The following is a 15,203-nucleotide window of genomic DNA, read 5'->3' as shown; positions in this document are numbered from 1 at the left end:
CCCCGCCGCGATCGTTCAGTTCGCATAGCTGGAAATCCTTCACTTCGCGAATCGGATGCTTTCGCAGTCGAGAGTTGTTGCTCTCCCCTAGCGTAAACGGTCATTTCCAAAACTGTAAGCGGATTGGCCGATTGGTCACCAGTTTGCCCGGCCTGGTTGTTAACCTTCGATGAGCCGGTCGCCGATGACCCGCTCCGCGCGGAGCTCGGACAGGCGGCTGTCAGAGATGCCGAGAGCCCCGAGCACCTCATCGTTGTGCTGTCCGAGTGTCGGCGATGGCGATCGGTGATGTCGTGTCGGGCCGGGAGTGATCCGAAAAGGCCAGCCGGGGAAGCGCATTCGACCCGTCAGCCGGTGCTCGAGATCGGTGTAGAACCCCCGCGCAGCGAGCTGGTCGACGTCGTACATCCGGTCGGCAGTCATCAGACGTTCCGCGGCGACGCCGCGGTGCAGAAGCATGTCCGCGACATCATCGGCAGGCAGTGTCGCCGTCCAGGCAGACAGCGCGTCATCAAGAGCATCGTGATTGCTTTGCCGGGCTTCCGGTGATGCGAACCTTACGTCCTCGGACAGCTCCGGCCGCCCGATAACGTCGACGGTGGCGGCCCAGTCGGCGTCGTCGCGGACCGTAATGGCCACCCATTCGTCCTCGTCGCGTGCGCGATAAACACCTTGGGCGTAAATGCGGTGACGATTGCCCTCACGCTCGCGCACATGCCCGGACAGGCTGTAGTCGATGACAGGTTCGGCGGTTACGGCGGCGCCCACCTCGATCTGCGCAACTTCGATGAGCTGCCCCTCCCCCGTCCGCCGCTTGTGCTCCAGTGCGGCGAGCAGTGCTGCGGTGGCATGCACACCGGCGATCGGGTCGGCCGGGCCCTGCAAGTTGCACGGCGGACCATCCGGATATCCGGTGACCGCGGACATGCCGGCCATCTGCTCGAAGTTCAGTGCCCAGCCAACGTAGTCCCGCCAGGGTCCATGCAACCCGAATCCCGGCATCCGGACCATGACCACATCAGGATTGATCTTGACGAGCGAGTCGTAGTCCAGACCAAACTGCTCGACAACGCGCGGCGAGAAGTTCTCGACGACGACGTCGGCTTCCGCGGCCAGCCGCAGTGCCAGTTCCCGACCGACTTCAGAAGTCAGGTCGAGGGTGATGTCGCGCTTGTTGAGATTGGTCCCCTGCCACAGGGGTCCGCGTTCATACCAGTCGTCGCTGTTGCGTAGCAGTGAACCGGAGTAGCGATGTCCATCGGGACGTTGAATCGACTCGACCTTGATCACGTCGGCCCCGAAAGCCCCCAGGTAGCAGGTGAGGTAGGCACCTGCCCAGAAAGTGCTGAGGTCGAACACCTTCAAGCCCGCAAACGGGCTGTCGGCGTCTTCGGCCCGGGATTGCTCGGATCCGGTGGTGCGCTGGCTCCAACGGGCGCCAGTCGCGGCACCCAACTGCGGCGCAGCACGCGGCGGGACCACCGGTGTCTTCGAGAGCCGAAACGGCGCACCTGGGCGCCGAAACGATTTGCCCCCGGAGACCGCTTCGAGAAAGAAGCCACGCTCGCGGTACTGCGGCGATTCCAGGATCGAAACCCCGTCGTTTATCGGTGCCGCGGGAATGCGCATCGCCTGGCTGAGCTCGACGAGGTCGGCGACATTCATCGAGTCCAACCACGGCTGCGCCTTGGCGAAGAATTCGTCGCGCTCGGGTCCACCGAGCATGATGGCGAGCTGATGTTCGCCGAATTCGGGCAGGCCCACCATCGCACAGACATCCAGCCAGTGCTGACCCGTCAGGCAGTTGATTCCGATCCAGCCATCGCGGGCACGGACGATACCCAGCATGGGTGCGGCCCGCGAGTTCGTCGGTAGCCCAAGACTTTTGAGTCGTTCGGCCATCAGCATCGGATAGGGCAACGTCGCCAGCAGCGACTCAAAAGCGGAGACGTCGACTTCCACCGGTCCATCGGATGCCGTGGCGACCCTCAGCGCGGTGAGCGCGCCGAGCGCGGCGTACCCGCCAGCGATATATTCCGGGATTCGGCCGCCCGCCTGCACCGGCGGGCGGTCTGGTTCACGGGAATTGACCCAGCCGGAGGCTGCCTGCAAGGTCAGGGGCGTCGACGGTCGCGTGCATCGCGGCCCATCCTGTCCATAGTCGGAAATCCGAACGACGACCAGATTGGGGTTGAGCTCCTTCAGGCTGGACCGATCGAGCCCCCACTCCCAGCGCTCGGCACAGCCAGGCGCGAAATCCTCGACCACCACGTCGGCTTCGGCGAGCAGCTGACGCAGAAGTTCGTCGTCGGTGGCGAGATCAACAGTGAGCCCTCGCTTGCCGGCGTTCAAGTACTCGTACAGTCCTTCGTGCGGCCCCCACTGCCGCACCGGATCCCCAGCTGGCGGTTCGATCTTGACGACGTCTGCTCCGAGGTCCACGAGCAGCTTCGTACAGTACGGAGCGGCGATCTCGCTACCGAGTTCGACGACGCGCAGTCCCGCAAGCGGTGCGGTCACGCCGGCACGCCGATCGCCTTCGGCTCCATGTACTCACGTAGTCCCATCACACCGCCCTCCCGGCCGATACCGCTCTGTCCGAAACCGCCGAACGGCGCGTCCCCCGGGATGGTGCCGTTGATCGACACCTGCCCGGTGCGCATCCCGCGTGCGATCGCTACCGCGCGGTCGACATCGGTGCCCCAGACCGCTCCGCCAAGTCCATAAGGCGAGTTGTTCGCTACCGCAATCGCTTCGTCGTCCCCGCGATAGCGAAGGACGGTGAGCACCGGACCGAAGACCTCCTCCTGAGCGATGAACGCATCGGCTGACACGTCGGTCAGGATCGTTGGTTCGAAGAAGTAGCCGGATTCCCGGTCCTTCAGTCGCGCACCGCCTGCGACGACCCGCGCTCCGTCGGCTACCGCACGGTCGACGAAGCCCTCGACGCGGTCGAGGTGCGCAGAGCTGATGAGTGGACCCATCGTCACGCCCGCGTCGCGGGGATCGCCCACCACCACCTTGCCTGCCAGCTCGGCCAGCCGCTCGACGACGTCGTCGTGCAACGCGTCCGGCACCACCAGGCGGCTGTTCAGGATGCAGGCCTGACCCGCGTGCAACGTGCACCCCTCGAAGAGCACTCGGTCGAGAAGCTCGTCGGTCACGTCGAGATCGTCGAGGAATACGCTCGCCGACTTACCACCGCACTCCAGCAGGATGCGCTTCATGGTCGTCGCCGCACCCGCCATGACATCCCGGCCGACAGCGGAGCTGCCGGTGAAGCTCACCATGTTCACGCGTGGATCAAGCGTCAGAACGCGGCTGGCTTCGACACTGGTCGGCGTCACGATATTGACCACACCCGCTGGGATGTCCGTCTCCTCATCGATGATCCTGGCGAGCGCGAGACCCGCAAGCGGAGTCAGCGGTGACGGCTTGAGCACCATGGTGTTTCCTGCCGCAAGGCAGGCGCCCATCTTCATGACATTGAGCGTGTGCGGGAAGTTCCACGGCGTCATCGCGGCTACCACGCCGAGCGGCTCGTAGCGCAGCAGCGTGGTACCCGCGGCTCCCCATGCATCCATCGGTGCCTCGGCCGGCTCCACCGCCAGTTCGGCCGCATGACCCATCATGAATGCGGGGCCTTCGACATGGATCAGTCGTTCGTTCTCCGTGCAGCCCCATTCCGCCTGTGCGAGCGAGTAGATCTCATCGCTGTGGGCCAGGAGCGCGTCGCTCAGCTGCTGTAGACACCGAGCTCGCTGAGCAGGGCCGGCTTTCGACCACACCCCGGAATCGAACGCCGAGCGCGCCGCTGCGATGGCCTGCTCGACCTGTGCCACGCTCGCATCGGGGGCAGTGCCAAGCGTCGCTTCGGTGGCCGGGTTCACGACGGCATAGCGCCCAGCATCCGGCTCCACCCAATGCCCACCGATGTAAAGCCCGTACGTGTCGATCAGCGGACGCGGAACTGCCATCAACCCATCCTCTTCTCGCGAGTCCTACACTTTGTCCCTTTGTGTACACCGCGTGCGTCGGCCACGTCAACGAAATGGCCGATTAGCAGCGTATTCTCGACATTGACACGCTTGATGTCATTACGGTAGACACATCCTGCAACAGACATTTGCGCGCTGAGTGTACGATCAGCTTCTCATCGAGGAAGGCCTTTCAGTGCCCACCACAGCGTTTCCTCTGCACTCGCCGGACTTCTACGCCGGTGACCCCTATCCCGCCTATCGCGAGCTCCGCCAGACCAGCCCGGTGGTGTGGAACGACGTCACGAACTTCTGGGCATTGACCAAGTACGAGGATGTGCGCTTCGTATCAGGCCACCCGCATCTGTTCTCGTCGACCGGCGGCATCACGATCCCCGATCCCTCCCAACCGGAACCGGTGCAGGAGGGCAACCTCATATTCACCGATCCACCCCGGCATCGGCAGCTGCGCAAGCTGATCAACAGCGGCTTCACTCGCCGGCAGGTGGCGCTGCTCGAACCCAAGGTGCGCGAGATCGTCAAAAGCATCGTCGACGATGTCGATACCTCGCGCGACTACGAGTTCGCCGAGGAGATCGCCGCGCCCCTGCCGACTCGGCTGATCGCCGAGATGTTGGGCGCGCCGCCGGAAGATTGGGAACGCTTCCGAACTTGGTCCGATGCGGCGGTCGGTGCGGCCGATCCCGATATCGAGATGGATCACCTGGTTGCGCTCGGAGAGCTCTATGAGTACTTCTTGAAACTCATCTCAGTTCGGCGCTCCGGGGAGTTGACCGGACAGGACGACCTGCTGAGCATCCTCGCCGCGGCCGAGGTCGACGGCGAGCGGCTCACCGACGAAGACTTGCTCAATTTTTCGTTCCTGCTGTTGGTCGCGGGAAACGAGACCACGCGCAACCTCATAGCGCTGGGCACATTGGCGCTCATCGAGCACCCCGATCAGTTCGCCCTCCTGCGGGCCAATCCCGAACTCCTGCCTACCGCGGTCGAGGAAATGCTGCGCTTCACCAGCCCGGTGACGCACATGGCTCGCCAGGCCACCCAAGACATCGAGATCCGCGGCCAGCAGATCAAGGCCGGGGATACCGTCGTTATGTTGTACGGCTCGGCCAATCGCGACGAGGACATCTTCGGGCCGACCAGCGAGAGCTTCGACATCACCCGAAATCCAAACCCGCACATAGCGTTCGGTGCCGGTGAGCACGCCTGCCTGGGTGCTCAGCTCGCACGATTGGAGGCCAGAATCATGTTCGAGGTACTGCTGGGCACCTACCCGACGATCGAACTGACCGGCGATGTCACCCGGTTACGCGCCACGATGGTGCCGGGCGTCAAACGCATGCCGGTGCGACTGGGAGCGAGTGTCTGATGGACTTCGACTTCACCCCGGAGCAGGAACAGCTGCGCAAGGACTACCGCGAACGGCTCGAAGCCGTCATGACGCCGGAGCGGCGCGCCGCCGTCGCGGGGTTGATGGAGGGTGGCGCGGCCATGACAGAGTGCCGCCGCGCGCTGGGCGCGGCCGGCCTGCTCGGTGTCGCATGGCCCGTCGAGTACGGCGGACACGGTCTCACGGCACTCGAGCAATACATCTTCGGCGAAGAAGCCCGTCGGGTGAATGCCCCGTTGCCGATGATCACGTTGAATACGGTGGGCCCCACACTGATCCAGTATGGGACCGACGCCCAGAAAAACGAATTCCTGCCGGCGATCCTCAAAGGTGAAGTCGACTTCGCCATCGGCTACTCCGAACCTGGTGCAGGCAGCGACCTCGCATCGCTGCGCACCACCGCCGTCCGGGACGGCGACGAGTTCGTGATCAACGGTTCCAAGATGTTCACCAGTGGCGCTGAATTCGCGGATTACATCTGGCTGGCCGCCCGCACCGACCCGAATGTCAAGAAGCACAAGGGCATCACGGTCTTCATGGTGCCGACAACCGCACCGGGATTTTCCTGGAAGCCACTGCACACCATGCCTGGGGTGTCCACCTACTACACCTTCTACGACGACGTACGCGTGCCCGTCAGCTCGATCGTGCTCGGCGAGAATGAAGGCTGGAAACTGGTCACCAACCAGCTCAACCTCGAACGGGCAGCGCTCGGAAACCTCGGCGCCCTCGAACCGCTGTTCGCCAAGACGCTCGAGTGGGCGAGAAGCACGCCGCTGGACGACGGCCTGGTCATCGACCAACCGTGGGTACAGCAGGCACTCGCCCGCGTTGAGGCGCAGGTCGCGGCCTACCGGCTGCTGAACCTACGAGTGAATTCCACGATGAGCGCCGGTGGCCTAGGAATGGGCGAGGCCTCGGCGGCCAAGGTTTTCGGCACGGAGCTCACCCAGCAGGTGGCCCGCGAACTACTCGACATCGTGGGCCAGGCGGGGGTGCGAAAGGGCGCCGCGGCTCCTTTGAAAGGCGAATTGGAAAGCGCCTACCGTCTGGCCGTCATCAACACCTTCGGCGGGGGCGCCAACGAGCTCCAACGCGACATCATCGCCATGGCAGGTCTCGGGATGCCGCGGGCACCTCGTGACATGCGCGCCTCCTAGGGACTCACAGGAAAGGGATCACCACGTGACAAACACCACCGACGAGGGTCTGCGCGCCAAACTCGATGCGCTCATCGGTCAACCGATCAGCTCGGGCCAGCCTGTACGTTCGCCAGATCCGGTGAACGCGCCCATGATCCGCCACTGGGCGTACGCGCTCAGTGACTTCAACCCTGCATACCTGGACGAGGATTTCGCGAAGAATTCGCGCCACGGTGGGCTGGTGTCCCCGCCGGTCATGCTGCAGACGTGGACCATGGCGCCGCCCAAAATCGAGGGCATCCTGGAACGCGACGGCGTGCCTATCGAGCTCGGTGAGAATCCACTGCAGTTCCTCAGCGACGCCGGATACACCGGCATCGTCGCAACGAACTCGGAGTTCGAGATCGAGCGCTACCCGCGGGTCGGTGACGACCTGACTGCCGAAACCGTTTTCGAAACCATCTCCGACGAGAAGAAGACCGCGATGGGTACCGGGTTCTTCGTCACCTGGATCACGACATACCGCAATCAGGACGGCGAAGTCATCGGACGCCAGCGCTTCCGGACGCTGCGGTTCAAGAAGGGCGAATGACGCGTGGCCAATCGACTCGCTCCCTCGATCAGCCCCGACACCGAGTTCTTCTGGTCGGGCCTCAAGGAACACGAGCTCAGAATCCAGCGGTGCACCGACTGTCAGACGTTGCGAGTGCCGCCGCGCCCGATGTGCGGCAACTGCCAGTCGCTGAATTGGGATTACGTGGTATCCACCGGCCGCGGAACGGTTTACAGCTTCGTGATGCCACAGTATCCGCCACTGCCGTTTCTTCAGTACCCCTACGTTGTCGCACTCATCGAACTCGACGAGGGGGTTCGTATCGTCTCGAACCTGTGCGAGATCGACCCGGCCGATATCAAAACGGATATGTCGGTCGAAGTCTTCTACGACACCTTCGAAGCCCTGCCCAGCGGAGAGGAATTGGTTCTACACCAATTCCGGCCCGCATCCTGACCGGAAGCTGAACACACCATGGATTTCTCTTTTACCGAGGACCAGGAGACCGTCGGCAAGGTCGCGCGCCAGCTCTTCGAGCATCGCGCGACACCTGAGCACCTCACCGAACTGGAGTCGGGTGAGGTGCGCTACGACGCCGCGTTGTGGAGCGAACTCGCCTCGGCCGACCTCCTCGGTATCTCACTGCCCGAATCAGTAGGCGGCAGTGGCGGCGGTTTCCTCGAACTCGGTGTACTGCTTGCCGAGGTGGGCTGGAGCGTCGCACCGGTACCGGTGTACTCCACGCTCGTACTCGGCGCCGACACCATTGCGCGCCAGGGGGATTCGGCGCTTAAGGACAAATACCTGCCAGGTGTGGTCGACGGCAGTACGATCCTCACCGCCGCGCTCGCTGAGCCGGGCAATTCGGACCCGGCGGCACCGCGCGTCACCACCGCACAGCGTGACGGCGACGGATGGCGGATCGACGGCGTGAAAGAGCTGGTGCCCTCCGCCCAGTTGGCCGACGCCATCCTGGTGTCTGCGCTCGCCGACGACGGACCGGCCCTGTTCGCCGTCGACTCCGATGCCACCGGCCTCGAGGTCTCCCCGGTCAACACCACCAACGGTGAACCGTACGCGGACGTCACGCTCACCGGCGTGACCGGTCGTCGTCTCGACGGCGACCGGAGTCCCGACGCCGTGCGTGCGCTGCACACCCGCGCGCTTGTCGGTCTATGCGCCATGCAGGTAGGTGTCACCGAGCGCGCACTACGACTCGCGGCGTCGTACACCACCGAGCGCGAGCAGTTCGGCCGTCCGATCGGCTCTTTCCAGGCGGTACAACAGCGGATGGCCGATGCCTTCATCGACACCGAGGCGATCCGCTGGACCACCTGGCACGCGGCCTGGTTGATCGACGAGGAGCGGCCGGCCGAACGTGAGGCCGCGATCGCCAAGTTCTGGGCGGCCGAGGCCGGCGCGCGCGTCGTCGCCACCGCCCAGCAGGTTCACGGTGGCATGGGTATCGACATCACCTATCCGCTATCTCGTTACTTCCTGTGGGGCAAGCAGATCGAGCTCGCACTCGGTTCCGCGTCCCAGCAGCTGGCCCGCCTCGGCAACACATATTCGGAAGGAACCCGATGACCTCCACCGCAACTCGACGAACGACCTTGGCCTGGAACGAGATCAACGTCGGTGACGAGATCACCCCGATGGACGTTCCGGTCACGACGACCCTGGTCGTCGCGGGCGCGATTGCATCGCGTGATTACATGCCCGTTCACCACGATCGGGACTTCGCCACCGGGCAGGGTTCCCCCGACATCTTCCTCAACATCCTGACCACCAACGGGCTGTGCGTGAAGTTCCTGCACGACTGGGCCGGTCCCGAAGCATTGGTCAAGAAGCTGTCGATCCGTTTGGGCGTGCCCGCGTTTCCGAATGATCCGCTGCACTTCACCGGAAGCGTGACCGGGAAGTCGGCGTCCGGAGACGAGGGGCTGATCGAGGTCGAGCTGAAGGGCACCAACAGGCTCGGTGACCACGTCAGTGGCACCGCCGTGCTCAGCTTGCTCGACGGTGTCACCGCATGAGCAGGCCGGCGGACGGCATCGGCGGCAAGGCCGCGATCGCCGGCATAGGACAGACCGAGTTCTCCAAGGAATCCGGACGCACTGAAATGCAGCTCGCCTGCGAGGCGGTGAAAGCCGCCATCGACGACGCGGGCCTGCGCCCGTCCGACATCGACGGCATGGTGACCTTCACCGTCGATGAGAACGAAGAGATCGAGGTCGCACGAAACGTCGGCATCGGGAACCTGTCGTTCTTCACCCGCGTGCCCCATGGCGGCGGCGCCGCGGCAGGCACCGTCATGCAAGCCGCGATGGCGGTCGCGACCGGAGCGGCGGAGGCCGTCGTCTGCTACCGAGCCTTCAACGAGCGCTCGGGATTTCGATTCGGCGGCGCCGGTCGCCAACCCGGCGTCACTCCACTGTGGATGGCGCCGTACGCACCGTTCGGCTTCATGACGCCGGCCGCGTGGGTCTCCCTACATGCCCAGCGCTACATGTCGACCTATGGGGTGACCAACGCCGACTACGGCAAGATCTCGGTGATCGACCGCAAGCACGCAGCAACGAATCCCGACGCGTGGTTCTACGGTAAACCGATCACCATCGAAGACCACCAGGCGTCGCGCTGGATCATCGAACCCGTTGTGCGCCTGCTGGATTGCTGCCAGGAGAGCGATGGCGGTGTCGCCATGGTGGTCACCAGCGTCGAGCGCGCGCGTGATCTGCCCAATCCCGCCGCGGTGATCACCGCCGCCGCTCAGGGTGCGGCCTTCGACGGCGAAGTGATGACGAGCTACTACCGCGAGGACATCACCGGGCTGCCCGAGATGGGCGTGGTCGGCAACAAACTCTGGCGCGACTCCGGACTGAAGCCGGAGGACATCTCGACGGCGTTCCTCTACGACCACTTCACCCCGTTCGTGTTCACACAGCTGGAGGAACTCGGGTTCTGCGGCCGCGGTGAAGCCAAGGATTACGTTTCGGTCGAGGAGCTGTCGTTGGGCGGCCGTATGCCGATCAACACCAACGGCGGCCTGCTCGGCGAGGCGTACATCCACGGGATGAACGGCATCACCGAAGGCGTCCGTCAGGTCCGCGGCACGTCCTACAACCAGGTGGACAACGTCGAGCATGTACTGGTCACCTCGGGTACCGGGGTGCCGACCAGCGGTCTCATCCTGGCTCCCGCCGGCTGACCGGCTAATGTCGTGCGGTGGACTCCGACGTGACTCAGGCGACAGCGGCCGACACCAGGCAGGTGATCATTTCGGCCGCGTTCGCGTGCTTCCGTACGACGGGTCTGCGTAAGACCACGATCGTCGACATCGCCCGCGCCGCAGACGTCTCGCGCAGCACCATCTACGAGTACTTCCGCGACAAGGAGACGATAGTCGAGGCGTGCGCGGAAGCGGCCTCGCACCGCTTCTACCGCAACATGGCTACCGCAATCGATCGGCACGGCGGCAGCACGCTGGAGGGCAGGTTGGTGCGCGCGGCGGTGTTCGTCGCGCAAGCACGCCGGACGGTGGAACCCGAGGTGTATTTCGACTCCGAGGAAGTCAACCTCATGTTGACCAAGAACGCCGCGACGCTGCTACAGGAGTGTGCGGAGTTTCTCGCGCCGTACGTCGCCGCAGCCCGGGTCACCGGCGAAGTCCGTGGCGACCTTGACGTGCGGTCGGCATCAGAGTGGTTCGCGCGAATGCTCTTCTCGCTCTTCACGACACCGTCCCCATATTTCGATCTCCAGGACGACGACGCCGTCGCCGATTTCGTTCGTGATCACGTCGTGCGCGGCTTTGTCGACGACCGCACGCGGCGACGTTAGTCACTGGCGGGTAGCGGCTTCGCCTCCTTCAAGCTCATCGGCGTGTCGCCGACGGCCAGCGTTCCTGCCCCAGCTTTGGTCACGAGGAGTTCGGCACCGTCTTCGTCGATATAGCGTTTGCCCATCACCGCGCCGTCACTGAGTCGCGGATCGAGGATCAGTGATGCGTCCTTCTCCGCGTCCAGCGCGACCATAGGTGCGCCGCCGCATCGGAGATCCAGGAGACCATCCGACGCTCGCACCACGATGACCTGCGTGTCACACACCTGGCTCTGCAGCCGTGAGCCCGATTTCATATGTACCTTCTCCTACTCTGCCGGCTCAAGGGATAGCTGTTCGATCAGTGTGCGCCGCACCACCTTTCCGGTTGCCGTCGTGGGCAGACTACCGAGGAACACCACGCGGTCGGGAGTGCGAGAACCACGAAGCCTAGCCCGGGCGAATTGGCGCAGCTCTTCGGCGTCGGGTGCGGCTCCCGCGGCCGGCACCACCGCCGCGACGATGAGTTGACCCCAGTGCGGATCCTCGACGCCGACGACCGCCACCTGGTGAACGTAGGGATGCTCAACCAGCACGTCCTCGATTTCCGCAGGCGCGATGTTCTCCCCGCCCCGGATGATGGTGTCGTCGCTGCGCCCGCCGATGAACAGATACCCTTCGCCGTCGATGCAGGCAGTGTCGCGCGTAGCGAACCAGCCGTCCGCATCGAGGACGGAGCCGATTCCGGTATACCGGCCGGAGACCTGTTCGCCGCGCACGAACAGCTCGCCCACCTCATCGACCCCTAGCACGGTGCCGTCTTCGCCCCGTATCTGCACCTCGACGCCCGGCACGGGGCGCCCGACCGAGCCCAACCTGCGGGCGACGCGCAGATCCGTCGTCTCGATCGCCGCCATGTGGTCTTCGGGAGTCAGGACGGCGATCGTCGAACTGGTTTCGGTGAGACCGTACGCGTTCACAAAGCCAACGCCCGGCAGTAGCGTGAGGGCTTTACGAACAAGCGGCAGCGGAACTTTCGAGCCTCCGTAGGCAAGATTGCGCAGGGTTGGGAGTTCTGTCGGCCGCATTTCGAGGGTGCCAACGATGCGATCGAGCATCGTCGGAACGACAGTGGCGGTGGTGACCCCTTCGCCGACGACCAGATCTAACCACGCATGTGGGTCGAAGTTCCGCAGGTAAACCGCCTTACGCCCCGCGTAGAGATTGGAAAGCACAGCCCCGACACCCGCGACGTGGTACGGCGGAACGCACACCAGCGCTGCGTCGCAGTCGTCGGCAGAGGCGAATTCGACTGTGCCCATCACGTAACTGGTCAAGTTGTTGTGGGTGAGCTCGACCGCCTTCGGCTGCGCGCTCGTACCCGATGTGAAGAGAACGACGCCGACATCGTCGGGGTCGCCAACCTCAACTGCGGGCATCGCATCCCGCGCAGCGGCGATGAACTCACCGGTTTCGACGATTTTTCTGCCTTCAGACGCGACGATGTCGACGTACTCGGCATCTGCCACGACAAGGGGGTTGGGTAACCGCTCGATCAGTTCATGCAGACCCGTCCGACTCAGCCGGTAGTTCAAGGGGCAGAAGGTACGCGCGGCACGCGCCGCGCTGAACATCACGATGGGCAGCGCGGCGCCGCCTGTGCCGACGTAAACCACCGTTGCGCCACCCTGCAACGACACGACGCCCGCACCGCCGTCGGCGAGCGCGCTGAGATCCTTCGTCGTCAGCCGCATCCCATCCGACACCACTGCAATGCGGTCCGGATTCGCGGATACTGCCATCTCCAGCAACAGCGAGATGCTCATCGCACCTGGACCCGTCGCACCGGCACATTCGACCACCCGGCCACATTCGACATGGCTACGCGTTTCAACCCGGCCCGGTCGACGTCGTACTCCGGGATCACGTCCAGCAGCGCGTCCAATGCGATGCGACTCTCCATTCGCGCCAAGGCCGCACCGAGACAGCTGTGTATGCCGTACCCGAACGCGAGGTTGAAACCCATCTTGCGTTCCCGGTCGATATCGACTCGGTCGGGATCCGGGAACATCCGCTCGTCTCGCGTCGCCGCGGCAGTCAACAGCAGGACTGCGCTTCCGGCGGGGATCGTCGTGCCATGGAGGGTGACGTCACGAGTCGCCGTGCGCACCTGGTACTGGGACGGTGCTTCGAACCGCAGCAGCTCCTCGACCGCGGCCGGGATCTTGCTCCTGTCCTCGCGCAATTTGCGCCACTGGTCCGGGAATTCGGCGAAGGCCACGATTGCATTGCCGACGAGTTTGGTCACCGTTTCCGCACCCGCTCCACCGAGCAACGTGGCAAAGCCCGCGATGTCGACATCGGTCAGCTTCTCGACGACTCCGTCGCGCTCGATCTCGGTTTCGATGAGCCGGCTGATCATGTCGTCCTGCGGTTGCGCACGTCGCTGCTGGATCAAGTTGTAGTAATAGATGCCTGTGTTCATCGAAGCCTCGAAACCCTCAGGCGGAACAGCGATCTCACCGGGGCGGCGCTTCAGAAGGAGGTCCAGCCATAGTCGGATCTGGTTGCGGTCCTCTTCGGGAACACCGAGCATCGTGGTGATCACGTCATTGGGGAAGAGCGCCGAGAACTCCGCCACCACGTCGAATGACGACGGATCCAAGGCATTCAGGCGCTCATGGATCTTCTCGTGCACCATGTCCTCGAGCGACGCGATGGCGCGTGGAGTGAAGACGTTGCTCACCAGCTTGCGCATCTTCTGATGCTCGGGCGGATCCATCGAGATGATCACCTTGGGCGGCGGAATCGCGTCGTCATGTCCCTTGACCGCATCCAGCGTGGCACCCTTGGCCGAGGAATATGTCTCGTGATCCTTGGTGGCAGGTGCGACATCCGCGTAGCGGGACAGCGCCCAGAAGTCCCATTTAGCGTTGTAGTAGACCGGTCGCTCGTCCCGCAGCCGCCGGTAAGTGTCATAGGCGCCGTTGAAGAACTCTTCGGAGAAGGGATCGAACTCCAGCGAAGCATCGGTAACCGCGGGCTCGTCAATGGTCACAGAATTGCCCCGGATTCCTTGTACTTTTCGATCGCTTCCCAACTGAGGCCCGCATCCATCAGGACCTCCTCGGTGTGCTGACCGTGTTCGGGCGCTCCCGGTGGTACCACTGGCTCCTCGTCGAACTGAACGGGATTGGTGGGCAGCGCGTATGGGGTGCCGCTCATCGTCGTCGTGTGCGCGATATAGCCGTTGGCGGTCACGGCAAGGTCCTCACACAGCTCCCCCGGAGTTTGAACCACAGACCACGCCCCGGACAATCCAGCCAGCGCGTCGCGCCATTGCGCCAACGTCCGCTGGGCGAACACCCCATCCAAAATTTCGATCAATTCGACCCGGTTCTCGTACCGCGACGCTGCGTCGGCGAAGCGTGGATCGTCGATCAGCTCTGGCAATCCGAACGCCTGCATGGCCTCCGGGTAAAACCGGTCGAGCTGCAGCATCATCAGTTGCACGTACCGCCCGTCCTTGGTGAGGTACGTTCCCACCAGCGGATTGGGCGCGTCCGCGTGACCGTACTTGGGAATCGCACTGCCGCCGTGTATCTGGCTGACCGCGACATCAGGGCTGAGATTCCATGCCGCCAAGCCGAGTAGCGAGACATCTACCACCGAGCCCTCACCTGTGGTGGCCTTCTTGTACAACGCCGCCGCAATGCCGCCCGCGATCGTCATGCCGCCCAGGAGATCTCCGAACGCAGGCCGGGACCTCACCAATTCGTCATGCTCCTCGGTCAGTACCGTGGCGATACCGCCCCGCGCCCAATAGGACACCCCGTCATAGCCGGCCTTATCGGCGTCGGGCCCCTTGGGGCCGTGCCCCGATCCCCGAACGTAGACGATGCTCGGATTGACCGCCCGGATGTCCTCGACGTCGATACCCATCTTCTTCCGGCGATGGGGCAGGTAGCTCGTCAGGAATACGTCGCATGTCTTGGCGAGTTCCCGTACCACCTCCTGGCCGCCTGGCGTGCTCAGGTCGACGCCGACCGATTTCTTGCCACGGTTGGGGATCTCGATCATGTAGTTGACCGCATTGCTGCCCGCGTCGACGATGCCCATCGTGACGAGGCCACGTTGCGGGTCCCCGCCGTTTCGAGGCTCGATCTTGATGACCTCGGCCCCCCATTCCGCGAGCACCGCGCCCGCCGATGGCACGAATGTCCACGCGGCGACTTCGAGCACACGCACACCGTTGAGCACTTTGTCGGTGGAAATGACGTCCTCCAGTTGTTTGGTGA

14 protein-coding genes are annotated in these 15,203 nt (G+C 64.0%); 8 read left to right on the top strand and 6 right to left on the bottom strand.

All coding sequences use genetic code 11. From position 1 onward, the window contains the following. Nucleotides 1–159: 159 nt before the first annotated feature. Nucleotides 160–2,520: a CaiB/BaiF CoA-transferase family protein gene (locus AB431_RS14295; RefSeq protein WP_047330480.1), complete on the bottom strand. Its 2,361-nt coding sequence runs from the start codon at nucleotides 2,518–2,520 to the stop codon at nucleotides 160–162. After that, on the bottom strand, nucleotides 2,517–3,977 hold the full coding sequence (locus AB431_RS14290) for an aldehyde dehydrogenase family protein (protein WP_047330479.1): 1,461 nt from the start codon (nucleotides 3,975–3,977) through the stop codon (nucleotides 2,517–2,519). Before AB431_RS14290 ends, AB431_RS14295 begins: the two co-directional genes overlap by 4 nt. Nucleotides 3,978–4,194: 217 nt before the next feature. Here AB431_RS14290 and AB431_RS14285 point away from each other — a divergent pair, with 217 nt between their 5' ends. The 8 genes from AB431_RS14285 to AB431_RS14250 are packed head-to-tail and all read left to right on the top strand — an operon-like array spanning nucleotide 4,195 to nucleotide 10,926. After that, nucleotides 4,195–5,367, top strand: a complete 1,173-nt coding sequence (locus tag AB431_RS14285; RefSeq protein WP_047333419.1) for a cytochrome P450 — start codon at nucleotides 4,195–4,197, stop codon at nucleotides 5,365–5,367. Then, nucleotides 5,367–6,548 (top strand): acyl-CoA dehydrogenase family protein, encoded by a 1,182-nt coding sequence (locus tag AB431_RS14280; protein ID WP_047330478.1) that lies wholly within the window; start codon nucleotides 5,367–5,369, stop codon nucleotides 6,546–6,548. Before AB431_RS14285 ends, AB431_RS14280 begins: the two co-directional genes overlap by 1 nt. 25 nt (nucleotides 6,549–6,573) lie before the next feature. Beyond that, the gene (locus tag AB431_RS14275) at nucleotides 6,574–7,122 is read left to right on the top strand and encodes a MaoC family dehydratase N-terminal domain-containing protein (RefSeq protein WP_047330477.1); all 549 of its coding nucleotides are present in this window, start codon (nucleotides 6,574–6,576) and stop codon (nucleotides 7,120–7,122) included. 3 nt (nucleotides 7,123–7,125) lie between these two features. Continuing rightward, nucleotides 7,126–7,539, top strand: coding sequence for a Zn-ribbon domain-containing OB-fold protein (locus AB431_RS14270; protein ID WP_047330476.1), 414 nt, complete (start codon nucleotides 7,126–7,128; stop codon nucleotides 7,537–7,539). 18 nt (nucleotides 7,540–7,557) lie between these two features. Next, nucleotides 7,558–8,670: an acyl-CoA dehydrogenase family protein gene (locus AB431_RS14265; RefSeq protein ID WP_047330475.1), complete on the top strand. Its 1,113-nt coding sequence runs from the start codon at nucleotides 7,558–7,560 to the stop codon at nucleotides 8,668–8,670. Further along, the gene (locus tag AB431_RS14260) at nucleotides 8,667–9,119 is read left to right on the top strand and encodes a MaoC family dehydratase (RefSeq protein WP_047330474.1); all 453 of its coding nucleotides are present in this window, start codon (nucleotides 8,667–8,669) and stop codon (nucleotides 9,117–9,119) included. The genes AB431_RS14265 and AB431_RS14260 overlap by 4 nt, the downstream gene beginning before the upstream one ends. Further along, nucleotides 9,116–10,294: a lipid-transfer protein gene (locus tag AB431_RS14255; RefSeq protein ID WP_047330473.1), complete on the top strand. Its 1,179-nt coding sequence runs from the start codon at nucleotides 9,116–9,118 to the stop codon at nucleotides 10,292–10,294. Before AB431_RS14260 ends, AB431_RS14255 begins: the two co-directional genes overlap by 4 nt. A 29-nt stretch (nucleotides 10,295–10,323) precedes the next feature. Beyond that, nucleotides 10,324–10,926, top strand: coding sequence for a TetR/AcrR family transcriptional regulator (locus AB431_RS14250; protein ID WP_082135897.1), 603 nt, complete (start codon nucleotides 10,324–10,326; stop codon nucleotides 10,924–10,926). Here the strand turns inward: AB431_RS14250 and AB431_RS14245 are convergent. From AB431_RS14245 to AB431_RS14230, 4 genes are read right to left on the bottom strand one after another with little or no spacing between them, the layout of a single operon-like run. Then, the gene (locus tag AB431_RS14245; RefSeq protein WP_047330471.1) at nucleotides 10,923–11,222 is read right to left on the bottom strand and encodes a hypothetical protein; all 300 of its coding nucleotides are present in this window, start codon (nucleotides 11,220–11,222) and stop codon (nucleotides 10,923–10,925) included. The two genes, AB431_RS14250 and AB431_RS14245, sit on opposite strands and share 4 nt — an antisense overlap. Nucleotides 11,223–11,234: 12 nt before the next feature. Continuing rightward, a complete protein-coding gene (locus AB431_RS14240; protein WP_047330470.1) occupies nucleotides 11,235–12,731 on the bottom strand; it encodes a class I adenylate-forming enzyme family protein in 1,497 nt (498 codons plus the stop codon). Next, nucleotides 12,728–13,963: a cytochrome P450 gene (locus tag AB431_RS14235; RefSeq protein ID WP_144418259.1), complete on the bottom strand. Its 1,236-nt coding sequence runs from the start codon at nucleotides 13,961–13,963 to the stop codon at nucleotides 12,728–12,730. Before AB431_RS14235 ends, AB431_RS14240 begins: the two co-directional genes overlap by 4 nt. Continuing rightward, nucleotides 13,960–15,192, bottom strand: coding sequence for a CaiB/BaiF CoA-transferase family protein (locus tag AB431_RS14230; RefSeq protein WP_047333417.1), 1,233 nt, complete (start codon nucleotides 15,190–15,192; stop codon nucleotides 13,960–13,962). The genes AB431_RS14235 and AB431_RS14230 overlap by 4 nt, the downstream gene beginning before the upstream one ends. Nucleotides 15,193–15,203: the final 11 nt, after the last annotated feature.

The organism is Mycobacterium sp. EPa45, from assembly GCF_001021385.1.
GTDB lineage: Bacteria > Actinomycetota > Actinomycetes > Mycobacteriales > Mycobacteriaceae > Mycobacterium.
This window is presented reverse-complemented; position numbering and strand designations above follow the sequence as displayed.

Coding starts and splice junctions, on each gene's coding strand:
- AB431_RS14290 (WP_047330479.1), bottom strand. CDS start 3,977: ATGGCAGTTCCGCGTCCGCTGATCGACACGTACGGGCTTTACATCGGT.
- AB431_RS14280 (WP_047330478.1), top strand. CDS start 5,367: ATGGACTTCGACTTCACCCCGGAGCAGGAACAGCTGCGCAAGGACTAC.
- AB431_RS14265 (WP_047330475.1), top strand. CDS start 7,558: ATGGATTTCTCTTTTACCGAGGACCAGGAGACCGTCGGCAAGGTCGCG.
- AB431_RS14260 (WP_047330474.1), top strand. CDS start 8,667: ATGACCTCCACCGCAACTCGACGAACGACCTTGGCCTGGAACGAGATC.
- AB431_RS14255 (WP_047330473.1), top strand. CDS start 9,116: ATGAGCAGGCCGGCGGACGGCATCGGCGGCAAGGCCGCGATCGCCGGC.
- AB431_RS14245 (WP_047330471.1), bottom strand. CDS start 11,222: ATGAAATCGGGCTCACGGCTGCAGAGCCAGGTGTGTGACACGCAGGTC.
- AB431_RS14240 (WP_047330470.1), bottom strand. CDS start 12,731: ATGAGCATCTCGCTGTTGCTGGAGATGGCAGTATCCGCGAATCCGGAC.